We start from the raw sequence: 22,454 nt of genomic DNA, 5'->3' as shown, positions 1-22,454 counted from the left end.
TTGCGGCTCATTTTGTCAACTTCCAGGCCGATATGAAATTTCTGTTTGATCTGTTCCCGATCATCCTGTTCTTCGTCGCCTTCAAGGTGTGGGGCATCTTCACGGCCACGGCCGTTGCGATCGTCGCAACGCTCGCGCAGATCGCGTGGGTCGCCTTCCGCCATCGCAAGGTCGACCCCATGCTGTGGCTGAGTCTGGGCATCGTCGTCGTGTTCGGCGGCGCCACGCTCATGCTGCACGACGAGACCTTCATCAAGTGGAAGCCCACGGTCCTCTACTGGGCCTTCTCGGTCGTGCTGCTGGTCTCGCAGGTGGTGTTCGGCAAGAACCTCATCGAAGCGATGATGGGCAAGCAGATCACCCTGCCGCCGCGCATCTGGACGCAACTGAACTTCATCTGGTCGATCTTCTTTGCGCTGCTCGGCATTCTCAACCTGTTCGTCGCGTACCACTTCTCCACCGATGCGTGGGTCGACTTCAAGCTCTTTGGCGCGACGGGCATTCTTGTCGTGTTCATCGTCGGCCAGAGCCTGTGGCTCTCGCGTTACATGAAGGAAGAAGAATGAGCGACGTTTTTCTCCATGCGAGTCCTGCGGAGCGCATGGCGCTGATCGAAACCCGCCTTTCGGCCGCGCTCGCGCCCGTCGAATCGATCGCCGTGCGCGACGACAGCGCACAGCATGCGGGCCATGCCGGCGCCGCCGCGGGCGGCCATTATCACGTCACGATCGTTGCGGCCGCATTCGCGGGGAAGGCCCGCGTAGCAAGGCATCGCATGGTGTATGATGCGCTGGCCGAAGCCATGCAGCGCGGCATTCACGCGCTCGCAATCACCGCGCTCACGCCCGAAGAGGCGGCAGCGCAGCCCCGCTAACCCCCACTTTTTAGTTCGCCCCTCAGGATTTTTCGATGACCTTGAAGAAAACCCGTCTCTGGGTGTTGCTGGCTGCGTTCGCGGCGGCTCCCGCCTTTGCGCAGAACGTCGCCGTCGTGAACGGCACGCCGATTCCGAAGTCGCAGGCCGACGCGCTCATCGCCCAGGTCGTGGCCCAGGGCCAGCAAGACACGCCGGACCTGGAAAAGGCCGTGCGTGAGGAACTCATCAATCGCCAGGTGCTGATGCAGGAAGCGGCGCGCGTCGGCATTCCGAACCGTCCGGCCGTGAAGGCCCAACTGGCGATGGCGCAGCAGCAGGTCGTCCTGCATGCGTGGATCGAGGACTTCCTCAAGAGCAACCCGCCCAGCGACGCCGAAGTCAAGGCCATGTATGACAAGCTCACGCAAGGAGCGGCCGGCAAGGAATATCACCTGCATCACATCCTCGTGGACAACGAGCAGCAGGCGAAGGACTTGATCGCGAAGATCAAGGGAGGCGCGAGCTTCGAAGATCTCGCGAAGCAATTCTCGAAGGATCCGGGTTCGGCGAAGAACGGCGGCGATCTCGACTGGTCGGACCCGAAGGCCTACGTGCCGGAATTCGCCGATGCCGCCACGCATCTGCAGAAAGGCCAGATTACCGATGCGCCGGTGCACACGCAGTTCGGCTGGCACATCATCCGCGTGGACGACATTCGCGACATCGCGCCGCCGCCGCTCGAACAGGTGCGCCCGCAGATCATGCAGCAACTGCAGCAGCAAAAGCTGCTCGCATTCGAGAAGCAACTGCGCGACAAGGCGAAGATCCAGTAAGGGCCGTTGTGCGGCTTCCTTGCTGCGAAAAGAAAAACCCCGCGATCTGCGAAGGCGCGGGGTTTTTTGTTGCCGGTGCTCGCTGAACGTTCGAGTTATCCACCGCACAATATGCGGCGAATAACGGCGGGATTCGCCGCAAGCCGAGCCGACAGACGCCTGAGGCCGCCCAAACGCGAAGGCCCCGGCCGCGCCCCACTTTTGGGCGTGGCCGGGGCCTCTCGACCTCGACCGTGCCGTCAGCGTTTCGGCCGAACGGCAGCGCGGTTTCGGCTTAACCGAGCCACTTGCGTGCGTTCTGGAACGCACGCAGCCACGGGCTCGCCTCGCCCCAGCCTTCGGGGTGCCAGCTCATCGTCACGGTGCGCTGCACGCGCTCGGTGTGCGGCATCAACACGGTGAAGCGGCCATCGGGCGTCGTGACCGAGGTGATGCCCTGCGGCGAGCCGTTCGGGTTGAACGGATAGCCTTCGGTCGCCTGGCCACGGTGGTCGACGTAGCGCATCGCCACGGCCACCTTCGAGAGGTCGCCCTGCTGCGAGAAGTCGGCGAAGCCTTCGCCGTGCGCGACCGCGACCGGAATGCGCGATCCTTCCATGCCGTTGAAGAAGATCGACGGCGAACTCTGCACTTCCACCAGCGAGAAGCGCGCTTCGAACTGCTCCGACTTGTTGCGCGTGAACTTCGGCCAGGCTTCGGCGCCCGGGATCATCGAAGCGAGGCTCGAGAGCATCTGGCAGCCGTTGCAGATGCCGAGGGCGAAGGTGTCCTCGCGCGCGAAGAATGCCGCGAACATGTCCGCGAGCTTCGCATTGAAGCGGATCGTCTTGGCCCAGCCCTCGCCCGCGCCCAGCACGTCGCCATACGAGAAGCCGCCGCAGGCCACCGCGCCCGCGAAGTCGGCGAGCGTGGCGCGGCCTTCGAGCAGGTCGCTCATATGCACGTCGTGCGCATCGAAGCCTGCACGGTCAAATGCATAGGCCGTTTCGAGGTGCGAGTTCACGCCCTGCTCGCGCAGGATCGCCACGCGCGGACGCGCGCCCTTCGCGACGAACGGCGCGGCCACGTCTTCGGCCGGATCGAATGTGAGATGCGGCTGCATGCCAGGATCGGCGGCGTCGAGCAGCGCATCGTATTCGGCGTCGGCGCAAGCGGGGTTATCGCGCAGACGGGCGATGCGCCAGCTCACTTCGCTCCACACGCGATGCAGTTCAGCGCGCGGCGCTTCGTAGATGCGCTTGGCGTCGCGATAGATTTCAATCGAATCGCGGTTGTTCAGCGAGCCGATCACATGCGAGCACGCCGAGAGACCATGCTGACGCAGCACCGCGAACACGGCGTCGCGCTGTTGCGCCGGCACCTGGATCACGGCGCCCAGCTCTTCGGAGAACAGGGCGCGCAGCGTGCGGTCTTCGCGGCGGCCGCTGGTCTGCTTCGCCCAGTCCTTCGCGTCGCCATAGTCGGACTCGTGCTCGCCGTCGAGCGTGAGCATGTCGATGTTCAGCGTGACGCCGGTATGGCCCGCAAACGCCATTTCGCAGACCGTCGCCCACAGGCCGCCGTCCGAGCGGTCGTGGTACGCGAGCAGTTGCTCGTTCGCGTTCAGTTGCTGGATCGCCGTGAAGAACTGCTTGAGGTCTTCGGCGCTGTCGACATCCGGCACGGCGTCGCCGACCTGCTGCGTGACTTGCGCGAAGATGCTGCCGCCGAGGCGGTTCTTGCCTCGGCCCAGATCGATCGCGATCAGCACCGATTCGCCCACTTCGTCGGCGCGGCGCAGTTGCGGCGTGAGGTGGCGGCGCACGTCCTCGACCGGCGCGAACGCCGAAATGATCAGCGAAACCGGCGCCACGACTTCCTTCGCCACGCCTTCTTCGTTCCACTTCGTGCGCATCGAGAGCGAATCTTTGCCCACCGGAATGCCGATGCCGAGCGCCGGGCACAGTTCCATGCCGATCGCCTTCACCGTGTCGTAGAGCGCGGCGTCTTCGCCGGGCGCGCCGCATGCGGCCATCCAGTTCGCTGAGAGCTTGAGCTTGTCGAGCGACAGAATCGGCGCGCTGGCGATATTGGTGATCGCCTCGCCCACGGCCATGCGGCCCGACGCGGGCGCATCGATCACGGCGAGCGGCGTGCGCTCGGCCATCGTCATCGCTTCGCCCTTGTAGCCGGCGTAGTCGAGCGCCGTGATCGCGCAGTCGGCCACCGGCACCTGCCACGGGCCGACCATCTGGTCGCGCACGCTCGTGGCGCCCACCGAACGGTCGCCGATGGTGATGAGGAACGACTTGCTGCCCACAGTGGGATTGCGCAACACGCTCTTCGCGACTTCGTCGAACGCGATGCCCGTGACTTCAACCGGCGTGAGCGGCACGCTCGCGTGCTCGACGTTGCGGTGCATGCGCGGCGGCTTGCCGAGCAGGATGTCCATCGGCATGTCGACGGGCTGGTGGCCGCCGTTCGCGGCCAGCGCGGCTTCGTCGGTGTCGATCAGCTTCAGCTCGCGTTCGTCGGTCGCCACGCCCACTACGGCGAACGGGCAGCGCTCGCGCTTGCAGATCGCCTCGAACATCGGCAGATCGGCAGGCGGGATCGCGAGGACGTAACGCTCCTGCGACTCGTTAGACCAGATCTCGCGCGGCGAGAGGCCCGATTCTTCGAGCTGGACCTTGCGCAACTCGAAGCGCGCACCCTTGTCGGCGCCGTCGACGAGTTCGGGGAACGCGTTCGAGAGGCCGCCCGCGCCCACGTCGTGAATCGAGAGGATCGGGTTGGCTTCTCCGAGCTGCCAGCATCCGTTGATGACTTCCTGCGCGCGGCGCTCGATTTCCGGGTTGCCGCGCTGCACCGAGTCGAAGTCGAGCTCGGCCGTGTTGGTGCCCGTGGCCATCGAGCTGGCCGCGCCGCCGCCCATGCCGATGCGCATGCCGGGACCGCCGATCTGGATCAGCAGCGTGCCCGCGGGCAGGTCCTGCTTGTGCGTGAGCTTCGCGCTGATGTTGCCGATGCCGCCCGCGATCATGATCGGCTTGTGGTAGCCGCGCACGGTGCCGGCGACGTTCTGCTCGTAGGTGCGGAAGTAGCCGCCGAGGTTCGGGCGGCCGAATTCGTTGTTGAACGCCGCGCCGCCGAGCGGGCCATCGATCATGATCTGCAGCGGCGAGGCGATGCGGTCCGGGCGGCCATAGGTCTGGGCCTTATCGGCGGGATTGCGGTGCGCGAGCGGGGTGGCCGCGTCGCGGGCGTTTTCCCACGTTTCGCGCGCATCCGGCAAATCGAGGTTCGAGACCGTGAAGCCCGTGAGACCGGCCTTGGGACGCGCGCCGCGGCCCGTGGCGCCTTCGTCGCGGATTTCGCCGCCCGAGCCCGTGGCCGCGCCCGCGAACGGCGAGATCGCGGTCGGGTGGTTGTGCGTCTCCACCTTCATAAGCGTGTGCGTGAGCTCGGTGTGGCGGCCGTACTGTTCGCCAGGCGCACCGTCCGCGCCGTTCTTGCGCGGGAACCAGCGCTCCGCCACCGCGCCTTCCATGATCGACGAGTTATCCGAGTATGCGACGATCGTGCCTTGCGGGCTCACCTTCTCGGTGTTGCGGATCATCGCGAAGAGCGACAGGTCCTGGTCCTGGCCGTCGATCGTCCAGCTCGCGTTGAAGATCTTGTGACGGCAGTGCTCGCTGTTGGCCTGGGCGAACATCATCAGCTCCACGTCGGTCGGGTTGCGGCCGAGCTTCGTGAAGTTGTCGACGAGATAGTCGATTTCGTCGTCGGCGAGCGCGAGGCCCAGTTCACCGTTGGCCGTCTCGAGCGCCTTGCGGCCGTGGCCGAGCACGTCGACGGTCTGCATCGGGCGCGCCGGCAGTTCGTCGAACAGATGCAGCGCCTGGTCGCGCGAAGCCGCCACGCTCTCGGTCATGCGGTCGTGCAGCGCAGCCGCGACAGCGGCGTGCGCTTCGTCCGACAAGGTCTTCTTGCCGCCCAGCAGGCCGCTCTTGAGGATGACCGTGTACTCGACGCCGCGCTCGATGCGGCGCACCTGCTCAAGGCCGCAGTGATGCGCGATGTCGGTGGCCTTGCTCGCCCACGGCGACACCGTGCCGAAGCGCGGCACGACGAGGAACGTGACCGCGCTGCCGCGCTCCTGCGGGGCCGCGAACGGCGCGCCGTAGTGCATCAGCGCTTCGATCTTCGCGCTGTCGTCAGCGGAAAGCGGCGTGGCCGAGTTGACGAAGTGCAGATACTGGCCGTGCACGCCGACGATATTGGCGTCGATACGCTGGAGCGTTTCGAGCAGGCGGGCCTGGCGGAAGTCGGAAAGGGCCGAAGCACCGGGGAAACACGAGAAGTGGGCCATGGACTGGGGCGTTGCGTCGAGGTTGCGTCGGAGTTGCGTTGCGCCATCGCCTCACGGGCGTCTCGCGGAGTGGCGAAGCGTCGCATGCAGGCGATGACGTCGTGCCGACGTCGGGCGATGAGGAGACCGCGATTATAACCCGGAAGACCCCGCCTGGCCGAGCCGCGAGGCAGCCGCGAAGCGCCTGCGCCGATGTCAGCGGCGCCCGCGCAAAGGCGCCCTGGCAACGCGCATGGCAAGCGGGCCGGTTTGGCTGCTATGATTGCGCGTTTCACCCGATCGGCGCAATAGCCCGCGCCGCATGCCTCACCCCCTTCGGCAGGGTGCCTTCGCCCCTCGGCGCGCCGTCTGCCAGCAGATCAAATCGTCATGGATGTCATCGTCATTGGCGGCGGAATCGCCGGCGTCGCCACCGCCTATCAGTTGCGCGCGGCGGGCCATCGCGTCTGCGTGGTCGAGCGCCACGCCACCGTCGCGCAAGGCGCGAGCTACGGCCATAGCGGCGTCGTGCTGCCTACGCCGCTCGACGTCTGGTTCGGGCCCACCTTCCTGCGCAACGGCCGGCAGTCGTCGGGCGGGGTGATCTGCAAGACCGGCTTCACCGGACACGCACGCAGCTTCGTGAAGCGTCTCGCGTCCCTGCACGGCTCCGAAGCTTTCGCCGCGCGTTATTCGCTCCTGCGTCCGCTGATCGAATCGGCGCAAAACGCGCTGGACGAGGCCGAAGGCCGCTTCGAGCTCGAATACGAGCAGCGCGAAGGCCTGCTCTATCTCGTGCGCGGCAGCGACGAGTGGTCGCTTGCGCAGCCCGCGCTCGAACTGCTGCGCCAATTCGAGACCCCGCATCACGTGCTCACGCCGCACGAGTGCGTGGCGTCCGAACATACGATTCCCGCCGATCCGCCGTTCGCGGGCGCCATTCGTTTCGACCAGGCGCGCGTGGCCAACTGCCCGCTGTTCGTCAAGCAGCTCAAGCAGGTGCTCGATACGATGGGCGGCGTGCAATTCCAGACCGGGCGCACCGTCAGCGCGATCCGTCTCGAAGGCACGCGCGCAGCCGTGGAACTCGCTCCGCTCGCCGATGACACGGCGCACAAGCGCGAAGTCGAAGTCATTTCCGCCGATGCCGTGGTCGTCGCGGCCGGCGCGCAAGCACCGAAGCTGCTTGCGCCGCTCGGCATCAAGCTGCCGTTCTATCCCGTGCGGGTGCACACACTAAACGCACCGGTCGCGCACGAGGAATGCGTGCCGCATTCGACGCTGATCGATGTGGCGCGGCGCATTGCGATCACGCGCACGAACCACCGGCTGCGCATTTCGGGCGGCGCGGTGCTCCAGCGCGTGAAGGAACTCGACGAGGCGCTGCCCGAAGCGCTCACCGAAGAAGCCCTCGCCCTGCTAGGCGAGGCTTCGCGCGATTGGGCGCCGGGCGCCGCGCGCATTTCGGCAGCACTCGCGTGGGAAGGCATGAAATTGCTCTCCGCCGACGGCATGCCGGCAGCAGGCAACGCCGGGCATCCTCGCCTCTATGTCAACGCGGGCCATGGTCCGGCCGGATGGGCGCTGGCGCTGGGCTCGGCGCGCCTGATCGCCGCACAGATTTCGGGCACCGCGCCCGATCTGCCCGCCGAGACCGTCGAGGCGCTCTGGCCCGGACGCGACTAAAGCACGACTAAAGCACGAGCCAGCGCCGGGCGCGCGCCGCTCGGGTATCGTTGCACTGTCGAACTCCCGCACGCGCCGCAGTCCCTTGCGGCCGCCATCGCCACCATGACAGACGCCACGCATAGCTCGCTGCTTCCTATTCCGGCTCCCACGCTCGTCAATCCGCATGATCGGGCCGCGCCGCTGCTCACGGTCGCGCAGTTGCGCGCAGCCGAAACCGCCGCTCAGGCCGCCCTGCCCGCGCACACGCTGATGGCGCGCGCGGGCGCCGCCGCGGCGCATTTCCTGCGCGAGCAGATTGCGCATGCGCCGTCGCCGGCGAGCGTGAAGCCCGTCTGGTTCGCCGCCGGCCCCGGCAACAACGGCGGCGATGCGCTCGTGACCGCTGCCGAACTCAAGCGCGCGGGAATTGCCGTCGAAGTCTGCATGCCGCTCGAAGTGAAACCCGCAGACGCGCGCTGGGCGCTTGCCGAGGCGCGCGCGGCGGGCGTGCCGATCACGGCCACGCCGCCCGAGCAGTTCGATACGTACGGCTGGCTTGTCGACGGTCTGTTCGGCATCGGCCTTGCCCGCGCGCTGGACGGCGTGTTCGGCGCGCTCGCGCAACGGCTCGCTGCGCGAGCGCGCAGCCACGGCCATGTGCTCGCGCTCGACGTGCCAAGCGGCCTCGACAGCGACACCGGCAACCCGGTCGGCAGTGGCCCGGCCGTGCGGGCAACCCATACCGTCACCTTCATTGCCGCGAAGCCCGGGCTTTATACGGGCGCGGGCCGCGATTGCGCCGGCGCGGTGAGTGTGGCGCCGATTGGGCTAAATGAGGGGCTGAATGAGGGGCTGAATACGGGCATCGACACGCCCAATGGAGCACGCTCCGCGAGACTCAACGCACCGGCGCTGTTCGGCGCAGCCATGCCCGCACGCGACTTCGCCACCCACAAAGGCAGCTTCGGCACGCTCGCCGTCGTGGGCGGCGATACCGGCATGTGCGGCGCGCCGATCCTCGCCGCGCGCGCCGCGCTGCTCGCGGGCGCGGGCAAGGTCCATGTGGGCTTCCTCGGCCACGACGCGCCACCCTACGACGCGCCGCATCCCGAGTTGATGCTGCACACCGCGGGCAAGCTCGCGCTCGATGAGATGAGCGCGGTCGCGGCGGGTTGCGGGATGGGCGGGAGCGCTTCGGCGCGGCAGCTCGTCGACCGGATCCTGCAACTCGACGTCCCGGTGCTGCTCGACGCTGACGCCCTCAATCTCGTCGCCCGCGACACGGTCCTGGCCGGACGCGTGGCCGAGCACCTGCGCGCGCATGGCGCGCCATGCGTGCTCACCCCGCACCCGCTCGAAGCCGCGCGCCTGCTGGGCACGGAGACGGCAGCAGTGCAGCGCGACCGCCTGGCCGCCGCGCGTGCACTCTCAACGCACTACGCGGCAGTCGTCGTGCTCAAGGGCAGCGGCACGGTCATTGCCGCGCCCGATGGCCGCCTTGCCGTGAACCCCACCGGCAACGCGGCGCTTGCCACCGGGGGCACCGGCGACGTGCTCGGCGGCCTGATCGGTGCCTTGCTTGCACAGCGCCTGCCTCCCTGGGAAGCGGCGCTGGCGGGCGTCTACCTGCACGGGCTCGCTGCCGATACGCTCGTTGCCGAGGGAGAAGGCCCCGTCGGCCTCGCGGCGGGCGAGCTCGCTCCCGTGATTCGGCGCCTGATGAACCGCCTGTTTTACGCCGCAAAAGATTGATGAAGGGGTTTCGCGGGAAGCCTGAGGCACGCGGCTTGCTACTGTTTCTGCCGATCCGCGCGTTGCTGCTCAGCAACGTGCTGCCCCGCTATACTGGTCCCTCGCGCGCTGCTCACCGGCAGCACGCATCCCCGCAGCGCGCGATGCGCGCGTCGCGCCCGACCGGCGCAGCGCCCTCCGCCGCCCTCCATTCGTTTTCCCTCGCTAGACGAACATGACGAATCCGCTTCCTGCCTGGTCCGCGCTACAGACGCACTACGAACAGATCCGCAACGAACAGATGCGCGACTGGTTCGCACCCGCCAACGACCCCGCGCCGACCCGCGCCGAACGCTACACCTACGCGGGCGGCGGCCTCGCAGCCGACTTCTCGAAGAACCGCATCAACGACGACACGCTGAAGCTGCTCGTGCGACTCGCGCGCGAGGCCGGCGTCGAAAAGCGCCGCGATGCGATGTTCGCGGGCGAGGTCGTCAATCCGACCGAAGGCCGCGCCGCGCTGCACACGGCGCTGCGCGCCACCGAGCCGAACGCGCCGTTCCACGCGCAGATCCTCGCCGAAAAAGCAAAGATTGCGAAGTTCGCCGACGCCGTGCGCAGCGGCGCCTGGACCGGCTACACCGGCAAGCGCATCCGCCACGTGGTCAACATCGGCATCGGCGGCTCGGACCTCGGGCCCAAGATGGTCGTGCACGCGCTCAAGCACCTCGAAACGCCCGAGATCAGCTCGCACTTCGTCTCGAACGTCGATGGCGCCGACCTTTGGCGCGTGATCGAGGGCATCGATCCCGAGGAAACGCTCGCGATCATCGTCTCGAAGACCTTCACCACGCTCGAAACCATGACGAATGCGCATTCGATGCGCGACTGGTTCATCCAGCACGGCTGCCCGGAAAGCGCGCTGGCGAAGCACTTCGTGGGCGTCTCCGCGAACCCGGCCGAAGTCGTGAAGTTCGGCATTGCCAAGGACAACGTCTTCGAGATGTGGGACTGGGTTGGCGGCCGCTACTCGCTGTGGTCGGCGGTGGGCCTCTCGATCATGATCGCTATCGGGCCGCAGCAGTTCGACGAACTGCTCGCGGGCGCCCATGACATGGACGAGCATTTCCGCACCGCGCCGCTCGAAAAGAATCTTCCCGTGCTGCTCGGCATGATCGGCATCTGGTATCGCAACTTCTTCGGCTCGCAGAGCTATCTGGTCGCGCCGTACTCCGAAGCATTGCACTACTTGCCCTCGTACCTGCAACAGCTTGAAATGGAGAGTAACGGCAAGCAGGCGCGCCTGGACGGCAAGTTCGTCGATTACGCCACCTCGGCCATCACGTGGGGGGAGCCTGGCACGAACGGCCAGCACGCGTTTTTCCAGATGCTGCACCAGGGCACGACGATCGTGCCGATCGACTTCATCGCCGTGCTCACGCCCGAGCATCCGCTCGCCGATCATCACCCGAAGCTGCTCGCCAACTGCTTCGCGCAGAGCGAGGCGATGATGCTCGGACGCACCGAGGAAGAAGCGAAGAAGATCGCCGGTCCGGACAAGCCCGAACTCGTGCCGCACATCATGTTCCCCGGCAACCGCCCGACCACGACGCTGCTCGTCGATGCGCTCACGGCGCGCTCGCTCGGCGCGCTGATTGCACTGTACGAGCACAAGGTGCTGGTGCAGGCATCGGTCTGGAACATCAATCCGTTTGATCAGTGGGGCGTGGAGCTCGGCAAGATTCTCGGCAAGGTGGTCGAGGCCGACCTCACGGCCGCGAGCGCCAACGTGAAAACGCACGATTCGTCGACGGCCGCGCTGATTGCGCGGGCGCGCGCCGCGCTCAAACGTTAAGAGCGCACCCGGACGCCGCCTGCGTCCGGCGCTTCGCGCACGTCCTCCGGACTGTCGGCATGAAGCGCATTCGGCACGCGGCGGCCCGCTTCGATCGTCACCATGGCATCGCAGCGGCGCGCGAGATCGACGTCGTGCGTGACGAGCACGAGCGTCGCGCCGCCACTCGCACCAAGGCCAGCGCCGCCGCTGGAACGATTGAGCTCGAACATCAGGTCGATGACGGCATGCCCCGTCGCGGCATCGAGACTGCCGGTGGGTTCGTCGGCGAACAACACGGCCGGCTGCGTGACGAACGCCCGGGCCAGCGCCACGCGCTGCTGCTCGCCGCCCGACAGCAGCTTGGGATAGTGAGCGGTGCGCTGCCCAAGCCCGACGCGCTCCAGCAGCGCGCCGGCGCACGCGAAAGCCTCGCGCGTGGTGATGCCGCCTTGCAGTTCGAGCGGTAGCGCGACGTTCTCCAGCGCGCTCAGATGCGGCATTAACTGGAACGACTGAAACACGAAGCCCACCGAACCATTGCGCAACGCGGCGCGCTGATCCTCGGCCATGCCGGTAAGCTCATGACCGAGCAGGCGAACCGAGCCGGCGCTCGCGCTGTCCAATCCGGCCAGCAGGCCGAGCAGCGTCGACTTGCCCGAACCCGACGCGCCGACGATCGCCACGCTGCTGCCCGCGTACACGGTCAGGTCGATGCCGTCGAGTATCGTCAGTTCGCCGGTCGCATCGGTGACCCGCTTGCACAGGCCACGCACTTCGATGACTGGATCGCTATTCATTCGCACATGATGACGCAAAGATTCGCCGCCTGGGCGCGGCACGGCACGGCGACCGCGATGGCTCGCGCCACCCTCGATACCACGGTCGTCAGCTTCGCTGCTATCGCGGCTGCGGCAATGCTCGGTCTGGCCGCTACCGCCGTGCTGCCCGGCGGCTCACACGATGCCCTCGCAGCGACGGCGCCTGCGGTTCAGCCCGCCGCCGCGAAGCCTGTGATCGCCGTGCTGGGCGACAGCCTCTCGGCCGAATACGGCCTGCCGCGCGATACGGGTTGGGTCGCGCTGCTGCGCCAGCGGCTTGCCAGCGAGCGAATCGATTATAACGTCGCGAATGCGAGCATCAGCGGCGACACGACGAGCGGCGGGCTCGCCCGCCTGCCGCTCGTGATGCGGCGGATGAAACCCTCGATCGTGGTGGTCGAGCTTGGCGCGAACGACGCGCTGCGCGGTGTCCCGCTCGCGACGACACAAGGCAATCTGCGCGCGATCATCGAGCAGATCCGCAAGGGCAACGCGCAGCCCGTGCTAGTGGGCATGTACGTGCCGCCCAATTACGGCCCCGACTATACCCGCGCGTTCCACGGACTCTACATTCAGCTTTCGAACGAGTTGCACGTGCCGCTGGTGCCGTTCCTGCTGGCCGGCCTCGCCGACAAGCCCAATCTCTTTCAGTCCGATCAGATGCACCCGAACGAGCAGGCACAGCCCTTGCTGCTCGAAAACGTGTGGCCGACGCTCAAGCCGCTACTCGGCGGCGGCGCGAAGCGCTGACAGCACAACACCTACACATCTGTAGGGCACGCAAAGGCCTTTTCGTGTGGTGTGCGTGTTGCCGCTACCCTCGCCGCGTGCCGGGCCACGACTTTGCAACGGACGAGCGGCTTTCGTCTGTTTCTCGACTGACTCCGACTGAAGGGAGAAAACGTGAAATTTTTACCTTTGATTGCCATTACGGCCACCCTTGCAGCCTGCGCCAATCAGCCGATACCGAGCGGCACGCAATCGGTGGGCACCAGCCAGCAACCGCCCGCCGCCGTTGCGCAATGCATCGCCAAGAAGTGGGCCGACAAATCGCAGCAGCAGGTCGTCCAGCAGAGCGTCCTCGCGAACGGCCAGGCTGTCGACGTGTACGTGCCCGGCCAGCAACCGCCCAATGGTGCGGCCGCAACGGTGCGCCCGGCATGGAACGCCAACGCGAAAACCTGGGTGGGAATGCGTGGCGCCGGAGGCGATGCGTCGAGCGATATCAGCGGCTGCCTCTAAATGCCGGTGCATGCACGCGCAACGCATCAGTCGCGTTGCGAGCGCCCAAAGCAAAAGCCCCGCATTCGCGGGGCTTTTTTTGCATTTGCGCGTCCTGGCTTGAAGCCGGCCGCAGGACTTACTGCCCGTCGCCATCGCCAGACTGGCTGGCTGCGTTCAGGGAGCCGTACAGCTTGACCTTGGAGCGATCGCGCAGCGCATCGAGATAAGCCTGCGTCTGCGACTGGCCGCTCACGCCCGCGAGTTGCTGCTGCGCGGCTGCAAGACGCGGGCCGTCGGCGGCCGGGCCATTGGTCACGCTGTTCACGCGATAGATCGCGTAGCCATTGTCGCCCAGATCGACGCCTACATAAGCGGGCAGCTTCTTCGGGTCGGCCTTGAACACGGCCGAAAGCGCGTTAGGCGGCAGGCCCTGCGCATCGTTGCGCGTAACCTTGAGCGCCGACGAGAAGCCATCGGTCGCCTTCGACTTCTGCAGATCCGCGAGCTTCGCCTCGCCATCTTTGCGCGCCTGCTCGCCCGCCTGCTGCGCGACCACCTTCCCGCGCACGGCGTCCTTGACCGCTGCGAACGCGGGCACGGCGGCCGGCTGGTAGTTCGTCACGCGCGCGGAGATCAGCGTGTTGCTGCCGACATCGATCGCTTGCGTGTTGTTGTGCTGGCTCACCGAATCGGTCGCGAACACCGCGTCGAGGAACTTCGGGTTGTTCAACGGGTTGTCCTGCGGCAGCGCGGGGTTCGGCTTCGGCGTGACCGTGGCCGTCTGAAGCGTGAGCTTGTACTTGTCGGCGGCCGGCTGAAGGCTCTTCGACTGCTCGTAGACAGTCGACGTGAAACCCTCGGTCGCGTCGGCAAGCAGCTTTGCGGCCTGCTGCGCCTTCACGTCGTTGGTGATCTGGCCTTTCACTTCGTCGAACGACCTCGTCACCGACGGCTTGATATCAGTCACCTTTACGATGTGATAGCCGAAGTCCGACTGAATCACACCACTGATTTCGTCCTTCTTGAGCTTGAAGACCGCGTCGTCGAACGCCTGGCCGCCCGCGATCATGCCCGGACCGAAGTAGCCGAGATCGCCGCCCTTCGAGGCCGAACCCGGGTCCTGCGAATCTTTCTGGGCGATCTGTGCGAACTGGTCGGGATGCGCCTTGATTTCAGCCAGAATCTGCTCGGCCTTCTGCTTGGCGGCCGTGCGATCGGCGGCGCTCGCGTCCTTCGCGACCGTGATCAGAATATGGCTCGCCCGCACTTCTTCCTGCGTCTTGAAGTGCGCGATGTTTTCGTCGTAGTACTTCTTGAGATCGGCGTCGCTGGGATTGACCGAAGCCGCAACGGTTGCGGCCGACAGCACCAGATACTGGATCTGCGCCGTGGCCGGCGTGGCGAAATCGTTCTTGTGCGCGTCGTAGTACGCCTGCAGCTGTGCGTCGGTCGGATTGATCTTCGGCGCGAAGTCGCTCGCCCGGAACGCGAGGCCCTGCACTTCGCGCTGCTGCTCGGAGAGTTCGGTGAGTTGCTGCGCCAGCGCCTTCGGCGTGAACGCGCTGTTCACGAGCGCCGCAGGCAACTGCTGCATGGCGAGGCTATAGCGCACGCGCTCGTCGTACTGCTCCGGCGTCATGCCCTGCATCGCGAGCAACTGCTTGTACTTGTCGAGGTCGATCGAACCATCGGGGTTCTTCAACGACGAGATGACGGGATCCGACAGCAAGGTGCGGCGCACTGCGTTATCCGAGGCCGTCAGATGCAGGCGCTGGACCTCGTCCACGAGCACGCGCTGCTGAATGAGGCCGTCGAGGATGTCCTTGCGGCGCTGCGGCGTATCGAACGTGCTCGCGTCGAACCGTGCGCCCATGATCTGCCGCGCCTGGTCCATCTGCTGACGCGCGGCGCCGTCGAATTCGGCGCGAGTGATCTTGTGACCGTTGACGCTCGCAACGTTCGCGCTTTCGTCAAAAAAGCCGCGGAAGCCTTGAATGCCGACGAAGCCGAGACCTGGCAGAATCACCAGCATCAGCATCATCATCATCAGTCGTTTGTGATTGCGGAAAAAGTCGAGCATGCGTGACCAAGCGTTGGAGGGCGCCTAAAAACGGAACGCCCGATATTACAACAGCGGCCAACAAAAAAGGCGAACCGGAGTTCGCCTTCTTGCTGATAGATCTGGCGGAGCGGACGGGACTCGAACCCGCGACCCCCGGCGTGACAGGCCGGTATTCTAACCGACTGAACTACCGCTCCGTGCTGGTGTACTGCCGCGCTGCACTTTTACTGCGCTGCATCTTGCGTGCCGCAAGATGCGTCATGCGAATCTGAAGCTGTGGTGGGTGCTGAGAGGCTCGAACTCCCGACCTACGCCTTGTAAGGGCGCCGCTCTACCAACTGAGCTAAGCACCCAGCTTCATGACCCTCGCGCATCGCATATCTCTGCCGCGCTTTTTACTGCGCCGCTCATCATCAAGCAGCGAGCCCATAAGTCTAACGCATCTTCGGGCACTTTTCCAAGCCCCAATTCAGGAACGGGTGCGATTATGATCTCGATCCGCTCAACGTCAACGAATCTAACGGACGCGCGTCTAACAAAAACCCGCGGACGCTGCCGCGGGTTTTTGGGATTCTCAAGCATTCCGGCGAACCGCGCCATCAACACGGTTCACATAAAGCTCAATGCTTGACTACTTCGGTCGCGCCGGCTTCCTTCGTTTCAGCAGCAACGGGCGCCTTGGCGTCGTCGGCCTTCACCTCTTCTTCCGGCAGGGGCTGCGGCACACGTTCGAGCGCGAGTTCGAGCACCTTGTCGATCCAGCGGACCGGCACGATCTCGATCGAGTTCTTCACGTTGTCCGGAATCTCGGTGAGATCCTTGACGTTCTCTTCTGGAATCAGGACGAGCTTGATACCGCCGCGATGCGCCGCGAGCAGCTTTTCCTTCAAGCCACCGATCGGCAGCACTTCGCCGCGCAACGTGATTTCACCCGTCATCGCGACATCGGCGCGCACCGGAATCCCGGTGAGCACGGACACGAGCGCCGTGGTCATCGCACCGCCTGCGGACGGGCCGTCCTTCGGCGTCGCGCCTTCCGGCACGTGGATGTGGATATCCTGCTTCTCGAACGCCTCGTCCTTGATGCCAAGGCGACGCGAACGCGAACGCACCACCGAACGTGCCGCTTCGACCGACTCCTTCATGACGTCGCCGAGCGAACCCGTGCGGATCACGTTGCCCTTGCCGGGCATCACCGCCGCTTCGATCGTCAGCAGATCGCCGCCGACTTCCGTCCACGCGAGACCCGTCACCTGGCCGATCTGGTTTTCCTTCGCAGCCAGACCGAAGTCGTACTTGCGCACGCCAAGGAAGGTGTCGAGGTTCGCGCTGTCCACTGTGACGGCCTTGTCGGCCTTCTTCAGCAGCAGCATCTTCACGACCTTGCGGCAGATCTTCGAGATTTCACGCTCGAGCGAACGCACGCCCGCTTCACGCGTGTAATAGCGAATGATGTCGCGGATCGCGCCTTCGGTCACCTCGATCTCGCCTTGCTTCAGACCGTTGTTCTTCTTCTGCTTGGGCAGAAGATAACGCTGCGCAATGCTGACCTTCTCGTCTTCCGTGTAGCCCGAGAGGCGGATGACTTCCATCCGGTCGAGCAGCGGCGGCGGAATGTTCAGCGAGTTCGACGTAGCGACGAACATCACGTCCGACAGGTCGAAATCGACTTCGATGTAGTGGTCGGCGAACGTGTGGTTCTGTTCCGGATCGAGCACTTCGAGCAGCGCCGAAGAAGGATCGCCGCGGAAATCCATGCCCATCTTGTCGACTTCGTCGAGCAGGAAAAGCGGATTGCGCACGCCGACCTTGGCCAGGCTCTGCAGGATCTTGCCCGGCATCGAGCCGATGTACGTACGGCGATGGCCGCGAATCTCGGCTTCGTCGCGCACGCCGCCCAGCGCCATGCGCACGAACTTGCGGTTCGTTGCGCGCGCAATCGACTGGCCGAGCGAGGTCTTGCCCACACCCGGAGGCCCGACGAGGCACAAGATAGGCGCCTTGACCTTGTCCACGCGCTGTTGCACCGCGAGGTACTCGAGAATGCGTTCCTTCACTTTCTCGAGACCGAAGTGGTCTTCGTCGAGCACGGTTTCGGCGTTCGAGAGGTCGTTGTTGACCTTGCTCTTCTTGCGCCACGGCAGGCCGATCAGCGTGTCGATGTAGTTGCGCACGACGGTGGCTTCGGCCGACATCGGCGACATCAGCTTGAGCTTCTTGAGCTCGGCGTCGGCCTTCTTCTTGGCTTCCTTCGGCATGCGCGCCGCGGTGATGCGCTTCTCGAGCTCTTCGAGATCGGCACCCTCTTCGCCTTCGCCCAGTTCCTTCTGGATCGCCTTGACCTGCTCGTTCAGGTAGTACTCGCGCTGGCTCTTCTCCATCTGGCGCTTCACGCGGCCACGGATGCGCTTCTCCACCTGGAGAATGTCGATCTCGGCTTCGAGCTGAGCGAGCAGATGCTCCAGACGCTCCACCACCGGGAACATCTCGAGAATGTGCTGCTTCTGGTCGAGCTTGAGCGGCAGATGCGCGGCGATGGTGTCGGCAAGACGACCCGCCTCGTCGATGCCCGACAGCGAGGTCAGGATCTCCGGCGGGATCTTCTTGTTCAGCTTCACGTACTGGTCGAACTGCGAAACGATCGCACGGCGCAGCGCTTCGGTTTCGGCGCTATCGGCGTGGTCGGGTTCGAGCGGCATGACCTCGCACGAGAACTGCGTTTCCTGCTCTTCGATGGAAAGCGTTTTCGCGCGCTGCAAGCCTTCCACGAGCACCTTCACGGTGCCGTCGGGCAGCTTGAGCATTTGCAGGATGTTGGCGATACACCCCACTTCGTACATGTCTTTTTCGGTGGGTTCATCCTTGGCGGCAGTCTTTTGCGCGACGAGCATGATGTGCTTGCCGCCTTCCATTGCCGCTTCGAGGGCCTTGATCGATTTGGGCCGGCCCACGAAAAGGGGAATCACCATATGCGGGAAGACTACGACGTCTCGCAGCGGCAGCAGCGGGAGCGTGGTGCGTTCCGGCGGGAGGAGTTGGGTTCCTGACATTTCATTTCCCCATGAGTGGAATCAATTGTTCGGTAAGTGAGGCCACAAGAGTCGATTGCAAGCCTCGCGCAAGTGGGAAAAGTTCAGTGACTCCAAAAAAGTGCGCCATCGACCACAAGATAAACGAAAAAGCCGTTCATCCCATTGCATGAACGGCTTTTTCCCGGAACTCTTTAGCCGATCATCACCATCAGTTCGAGCCAGCAACCTTTGGTGCGTCTTCGTAGATCAGCAGCGGTTTACCGTCGCCGTCGATCACGTTGTCGTCGATGATGACCTTGCTCACGCCCTTCATGGCCGGCAGCTCGTACATCACATCGAGCAATGCCTGCTCCAGGATCGAGCGCAGCCCCCGGGCGCCCGTCTTGCGGCGGATCGCCTTGCGGGCGACGGCCTGCAATGCAGCCGGGCGAATCTCGAGTTCCACGCGCTCCATGTTGAAGAGCTTGTGATACTGCTTGACGAGCGCATTCTTCGGCTCGACCAGAATCTTCATGAGCGCGGCTTCGTCGAGCTTGCCGAGCGTCGCGACCACCGGCAGACGGCCGATCAGCTCCGGAATCAGGCCGAACTTGATCAGGTCTTCCGGTTCCGTTTCGCGCAGCACTTCGCCCGTGTCGCGTTCCTGCTTGCTCTTCACGCTCGCGCCGAAACCGATGCCGGTCTTCTCGGTACGATCCGTGATGACTTTTTCCAGACCATCAAACGCGCCGCCGCAAATGAACAGAATATTGGTCGTGTCGACCTGGATGAAATCCTGGTTCGGGTGCTTGCGACCGCCCTGCGGCGGCACTGACGCCATCGTGCCCTCAACGAGCTTGAGCAGCGCCTGCTGCACGCCTTCGCCCGACACGTCGCGCGTGATCGACGGGTTGTCCGACTTGCGGCTGATCTTGTCGATTTCGTCGATATAGACGATGCCGCGCTGGGCCTTGTCGACCTCGTAATTGCAGTTCTGCAGCAGCTTCTGAATGATGTTCTCGACGTCTTCGCCCACGTAGCCGGCTTCGGTCAGCGTGGTGGCGTCCGCAATCACGAACGGCACGTTCAGAAGACGCGCGAGCGTCTGCGCGAGCAGCGTCTTGCCCGAGCCCGTGGGCCCGATCAGCAGGATGTTGCTCTTGGAGAGCTCGACGTCGTCCTTCTTGTCGAGATGCTTCAGACGCTTGTAGTGGTTGTACACCGCCACCGCGAGGATCTTCTTCGCGCGCTCCTGACCAATCACGTACTGGTCGAGAATGTCGCGGATCTCTTGCGGGCTCGGCAGGTCCGAGCGCGACAGCGCAGCGTCGATGCCGGCACCGGCAGCCTCGTCGCGAATGATCTCGTTGCACAAGTCGATGCATTCATCGCAGATGAATACCGACGGACCAGCAATCAGTTTCTTTACTTCATGCTGGCTTTTGCCGCAAAACGAGCAATACAACAGCTTTTCGCTGTTAGAACCTTTCTTGTCCGCCATGAATAAATGAGCCTCCGGACACTCTGTTACATGATACGCCGTTTCCCCCGGACGCCGCCGGGGGGCGCGTGAACCGCTTGCTGTGACGGCGTTGGGCCGCAGGCCGCGAAGCGCGTTTGCCGATTATTTCACATGGTCCGCGCGCCCGTGGCTATCCCGTTTTTCACTGGGATCGCGCACGATGCGAGCGGGCCCTCGGTTGGCACCCTCAGTTGGCACCATTAACTGGCACCAAAAATGCCAGCAAAAACGCGCACCGGATCAGGGACGCTTGTGCAGCACCTGGTCGACGAGGCCGTACGCCTGCGCGTCGTCGCCCGACATGAAGTTGTCGCGGTCGGTGTCGCGCGCGATGCGCTCGACCGGCTGCCCCGTGTGCGTGGCGAGCAACTGGTTCAGGCGCTCCTTCAGGTACAGGATTTCGCGCGCCTGGATTTCGATGTCGGACGCCTGGCCGCGTGCGCCGCCGAGCGGCTGGTGAATCATCACGCGCGAGTTCGGCAGCGCAAAGCGCTTGCCCTTCGCGCCCGACGCAAGCAGGAACGCACCCATGCTGGCCGCGAGGCCCATGCAAAGGGTCGAAACATCAGGCTTGATGAACTGCATCGTGTCGTAGATCGCCATGCCAGCAGAAACCGAGCCACCCGGACTATTGATGTACAGGCTGATGTCCTTGTCAGGGTTTTCGCTTTCGAGAAACAGCAACTGCGCGACAACGAGATTCGCGGTCTGGTCGTTCACTTCGCCGACCAGGAACACCACACGCTCCTTGAGCAGGCGCGAGTAGATGTCATAAGAGCGCTCGCCGCGGCCGCTCGTCTCGACGACGATCGGCACGAGCCCGAGCGCCTGCGGATCGAAATCCCGCGAGGCGTGGGAGGTCAACGTGTCCAGCGATTGAGCGCGAATGGTCATGCGGTGCATCCTTGTCTGGAAGAGTTGTTCTGGTAACCCTGATAATGCTCAATGGCGACGGACCCTGCAAAAATCAACCACAACTCGAGTGGGGCCAAATTCTGCGGATACAAAAACGGCGTGCTGGCCGTCGGTCGCTCCGACAGCCGGCACGCCGTAGCGGGCAGATTTAAGCCTGCGCCGTTGCGCTTGCCAGTTCTTCGAAGCTCACCAGCTTGTCCGTCACCTTGGCCTTGCCGAGCACGAAGTCCACGACGTTCGATTCGACGACGTAGGCTTCCATTTCGGCCAGGCGCTGCTGGTTCGAATAATACCAGCGCACGACTTCCTTCGGGTCTTCGTAGCTTTTCGCGAATTCGTCGACTTCAGCGCGGATCTGCTCCGGCTTCGCTTCGAGGTTGTTCGCCTTCACGAGCTCGGCCAGCACGAGGCCGAGCTTCACGCGGCGCTCGGCTTGTTCTTTGAACATTTCGGCCGGGATCGGGGCGTCCTTCGCGTTGGGCACGCCGCGCTGCGCGAGGTCGGCGCGCGCCATTTCGACGAGGCGCTGCTGGTCTTGCTCGATGAGCGCATTCGGCACGTCGAGTTCGGCGATCTTCAGGAGCGCGTCCATGACCTGGTTCTTGACGATGGCCTGGGTGCGGCGCTTCGCTTCGCGCTCGAGGTTGTCCTTGATCTCGGCGCGCATCTTCACGAGGTCGCCGTCGGCGATGCCGAGCGACTTCGCGAATTCAGCGTCGATCTCCGGCAGGTGCGGCCACTCGATCTGCTGCATCGTGATCGTGAACTTCGCGGTCTTGCCGGCGACTTCCTTGCCGTGGTAGTCCTCGGGGAATGCGAGGTCGAATTCGCGCGACTCGCCCTTCTTCAGGCCGATCGCCGCCTTTTCGAATTCCGGCAGCATGCGGCCTTCGCCCAGCACGAATGCGAAGCCTTCGGCGCTGCCGCCAGGGAATGCGACTTCGTCGATCTTGCCGACGAAGTCGACCGTCACGCGGTCGCCTTCCTTCGCTGCGGTGTCGGCGCCGCCGTCACCGTGCTCGCCTGCTTCGCCACGTGCGTGGTAGTGCACGCGCTGCTTGCGCAGAATGTCCAGCGTGCGGTCGATTTCCGCTTCGGTGATGCTGGTGGTCGTGCGCTCGATTTCGGCGCTCGCGACGTCGCCCAGCGCCACTTCCGGATAGACCTCGAAAGTCGCATCGAACGCGTAATCGCCCTCAGCAGCTTCGGCCTTCGGCGCGAAGCTCGGCTGACCCGCAACGCGCAGGTTCTCGGCGCGGCTGATGTCGAAGAACTCCTTGCCGACCTTGTCGCTCAGGACTTCGGCTTCGACCTGGCCCGAGTACTGCTGCGTGACCATCTTGAGCGGCACCTTGCCCGGGCGGAAACCCGGCATGCGCACGTTCTTCGCGAGTTGGCGGATGCGCGAGTCGACTTCTTTCTGCACGGCGTCCTTCGGCAGGGAAATCGTCACGCGGCGTTCGAGCTTGCCGAGGTTTTCTACAACGTTAGCCATGGCTTCAATCGTCCTAAAATTGTTCGAGCGTTTCAGTAATCTTTGCTGCCGCAGTCCGATGGGTCACCCGCATCGCTTGCGTCTCGCCTGTGCCTCGTCGGCGCCGCCGGCTTGCGCCCGACCGGGATACGGGGCGGCGCCCTTTGCGGGAT

The 22,454-nt window shown here is 64.7% G+C and carries 15 protein-coding genes and 2 tRNA genes; 8 read left to right on the top strand and 9 right to left on the bottom strand.

The features are described from left to right. Positions 1-32 precede the first annotated feature (32 nt). Genes PWP93_RS05565 through PWP93_RS05555 form a run of 3 tightly spaced genes read left to right on the top strand, consistent with a single transcriptional unit; the run spans position 33 to position 1,689 of the window. On the top strand, positions 33-566 hold the full coding sequence (locus tag PWP93_RS05565) for a septation protein A (protein ID WP_421024009.1): 534 nt from the start codon (positions 33-35) through the stop codon (positions 564-566). Next, a complete protein-coding gene (locus PWP93_RS05560) occupies positions 563-874 on the top strand; it encodes a BolA family protein (protein ID WP_213295460.1) in 312 nt (103 codons plus the stop codon). Before PWP93_RS05565 ends, PWP93_RS05560 begins: the two co-directional genes overlap by 4 nt. 35 nt (positions 875-909) lie before the next feature. Further along, complete coding sequence (locus PWP93_RS05555; RefSeq protein WP_421024010.1) at positions 910-1,689, top strand: peptidylprolyl isomerase; 780 nt, start codon at positions 910-912, stop codon at positions 1,687-1,689. Between the two features lie 274 nt (positions 1,690-1,963). Here the strand turns inward: PWP93_RS05555 and purL are convergent, their stop codons facing one another. After that, complete coding sequence (purL, locus tag PWP93_RS05550) at positions 1,964-6,040, bottom strand: phosphoribosylformylglycinamidine synthase (protein WP_421043757.1); 4,077 nt, start codon at positions 6,038-6,040, stop codon at positions 1,964-1,966. 369 nt (positions 6,041-6,409) lie between these two features. Here purL and PWP93_RS05545 point away from each other — a divergent pair, with 369 nt between their 5' ends. The 3 genes from PWP93_RS05545 to pgi all read left to right on the top strand — a co-directional run bounded on the left by PWP93_RS05545 (position 6,410) and on the right by pgi (position 11,273). Then, entirely contained in the window at positions 6,410-7,705 is a 1,296-nt protein-coding gene (locus PWP93_RS05545; RefSeq protein WP_421043756.1) for an FAD-dependent oxidoreductase, read from the top strand. 105 nt (positions 7,706-7,810) lie between these two features. Further along, positions 7,811-9,439, top strand: a complete 1,629-nt coding sequence (locus tag PWP93_RS05540; RefSeq protein WP_421043755.1) for an NAD(P)H-hydrate dehydratase — start codon at positions 7,811-7,813, stop codon at positions 9,437-9,439. Between the two features lie 214 nt (positions 9,440-9,653). Continuing rightward, positions 9,654-11,273: a glucose-6-phosphate isomerase gene (gene pgi, locus PWP93_RS05535; RefSeq protein WP_421043754.1), complete on the top strand. Its 1,620-nt coding sequence runs from the start codon at positions 9,654-9,656 to the stop codon at positions 11,271-11,273. Here pgi and PWP93_RS05530 read toward each other — a convergent pair. Beyond that, a complete protein-coding gene (locus PWP93_RS05530; protein WP_421043753.1) occupies positions 11,270-12,052 on the bottom strand; it encodes an ABC transporter ATP-binding protein in 783 nt (260 codons plus the stop codon). The two genes, pgi and PWP93_RS05530, sit on opposite strands and share 4 nt — an antisense overlap. Positions 12,053-12,109: 57 nt before the next feature. On the opposite strand from PWP93_RS05530, the gene PWP93_RS05525 reads away from it, so the two are divergent. Together PWP93_RS05525 and PWP93_RS05520 are read left to right on the top strand one after the other, a co-directional pair. Further along, on the top strand, positions 12,110-12,823 hold the full coding sequence (locus PWP93_RS05525; RefSeq protein ID WP_421043752.1) for an arylesterase: 714 nt from the start codon (positions 12,110-12,112) through the stop codon (positions 12,821-12,823). Between the two features lie 153 nt (positions 12,824-12,976). Continuing rightward, the gene (locus PWP93_RS05520; protein ID WP_421024017.1) at positions 12,977-13,315 is read left to right on the top strand and encodes a hypothetical protein; all 339 of its coding nucleotides are present in this window, start codon (positions 12,977-12,979) and stop codon (positions 13,313-13,315) included. A gap of 118 nt (positions 13,316-13,433) precedes the next feature. On the opposite strand, the gene PWP93_RS05515 is transcribed toward PWP93_RS05520, so the two are convergent. The 7 genes from PWP93_RS05515 to tig form a co-directional block, all read right to left on the bottom strand. Further along, positions 13,434-15,377 (bottom strand): SurA N-terminal domain-containing protein, encoded by a 1,944-nt coding sequence (locus PWP93_RS05515; RefSeq protein ID WP_421043751.1) that lies wholly within the window; start codon positions 15,375-15,377, stop codon positions 13,434-13,436. Between the two features lie 102 nt (positions 15,378-15,479). Beyond that, positions 15,480-15,556 (bottom strand) — tRNA-Asp (locus PWP93_RS05510). An 80-nt stretch (positions 15,557-15,636) separates the two neighbouring features. Next, a tRNA-Val gene (locus PWP93_RS05505) sits at positions 15,637-15,712 on the bottom strand. Between the two features lie 267 nt (positions 15,713-15,979). Continuing rightward, positions 15,980-18,409 (bottom strand): endopeptidase La, encoded by a 2,430-nt coding sequence (lon, locus tag PWP93_RS05500; protein ID WP_421043750.1) that lies wholly within the window; start codon positions 18,407-18,409, stop codon positions 15,980-15,982. A 190-nt stretch (positions 18,410-18,599) separates the two neighbouring features. After that, positions 18,600-19,871: an ATP-dependent Clp protease ATP-binding subunit ClpX gene (clpX, locus tag PWP93_RS05495; protein ID WP_421024019.1), complete on the bottom strand. Its 1,272-nt coding sequence runs from the start codon at positions 19,869-19,871 to the stop codon at positions 18,600-18,602. A gap of 261 nt (positions 19,872-20,132) precedes the next feature. Continuing rightward, the gene (gene clpP, locus PWP93_RS05490; protein WP_035533252.1) at positions 20,133-20,786 is read right to left on the bottom strand and encodes an ATP-dependent Clp endopeptidase proteolytic subunit ClpP; all 654 of its coding nucleotides are present in this window, start codon (positions 20,784-20,786) and stop codon (positions 20,133-20,135) included. Between the two features lie 169 nt (positions 20,787-20,955). Continuing rightward, complete coding sequence (tig, locus tag PWP93_RS05485) at positions 20,956-22,302, bottom strand: trigger factor (protein WP_421043749.1); 1,347 nt, start codon at positions 22,300-22,302, stop codon at positions 20,956-20,958. Positions 22,303-22,454 lie beyond the last annotated feature (152 nt).

It is taken from the genome of Paraburkholderia sp. A1RI-2L (assembly GCF_048957375.1).
In the GTDB taxonomy this organism is placed as follows: Bacteria; Pseudomonadota; Gammaproteobacteria; order Burkholderiales; family Burkholderiaceae; genus Paraburkholderia.
The sequence above is the reverse complement of the archived record's forward strand: the minus strand, read 5'-3'. Positions and strand labels throughout refer to the sequence as shown.

Bases quoted from the DNA above. Each gene is read 5' to 3' on its own strand.
- purL (WP_421043757.1), bottom strand. From the start codon at position 6,040: ATGGCCCACTTCTCGTGTTTCCCCGGTGCTTCGGCCCTTTCCGACTTC.
- clpX (WP_421024019.1), bottom strand. From the start codon at position 19,871: ATGGCGGACAAGAAAGGTTCTAACAGCGAAAAGCTGTTGTATTGCTCG.
- lon (WP_421043750.1), bottom strand. From the start codon at position 18,409: ATGTCAGGAACCCAACTCCTCCCGCCGGAACGCACCACGCTCCCGCTG.
- pgi (WP_421043754.1), top strand. From the start codon at position 9,654: ATGACGAATCCGCTTCCTGCCTGGTCCGCGCTACAGACGCACTACGAA.
- PWP93_RS05545 (WP_421043756.1), top strand. From the start codon at position 6,410: ATGGATGTCATCGTCATTGGCGGCGGAATCGCCGGCGTCGCCACCGCC.
- tig (WP_421043749.1), bottom strand. From the start codon at position 22,302: ATGGCTAACGTTGTAGAAAACCTCGGCAAGCTCGAACGCCGCGTGACG.
- clpP (WP_035533252.1), bottom strand. From the start codon at position 20,786: ATGACCATTCGCGCTCAATCGCTGGACACGTTGACCTCCCACGCCTCG.
- PWP93_RS05515 (WP_421043751.1), bottom strand. From the start codon at position 15,377: ATGCTCGACTTTTTCCGCAATCACAAACGACTGATGATGATGATGCTG.
- PWP93_RS05525 (WP_421043752.1), top strand. From the start codon at position 12,110: ATGGCTCGCGCCACCCTCGATACCACGGTCGTCAGCTTCGCTGCTATC.
- PWP93_RS05530 (WP_421043753.1), bottom strand. From the start codon at position 12,052: ATGAATAGCGATCCAGTCATCGAAGTGCGTGGCCTGTGCAAGCGGGTC.
- PWP93_RS05565 (WP_421024009.1), top strand. From the start codon at position 33: ATGAAATTTCTGTTTGATCTGTTCCCGATCATCCTGTTCTTCGTCGCC.
- PWP93_RS05540 (WP_421043755.1), top strand. From the start codon at position 7,811: ATGACAGACGCCACGCATAGCTCGCTGCTTCCTATTCCGGCTCCCACG.
- PWP93_RS05560 (WP_213295460.1), top strand. From the start codon at position 563: ATGAGCGACGTTTTTCTCCATGCGAGTCCTGCGGAGCGCATGGCGCTG.
- PWP93_RS05555 (WP_421024010.1), top strand. From the start codon at position 910: ATGACCTTGAAGAAAACCCGTCTCTGGGTGTTGCTGGCTGCGTTCGCG.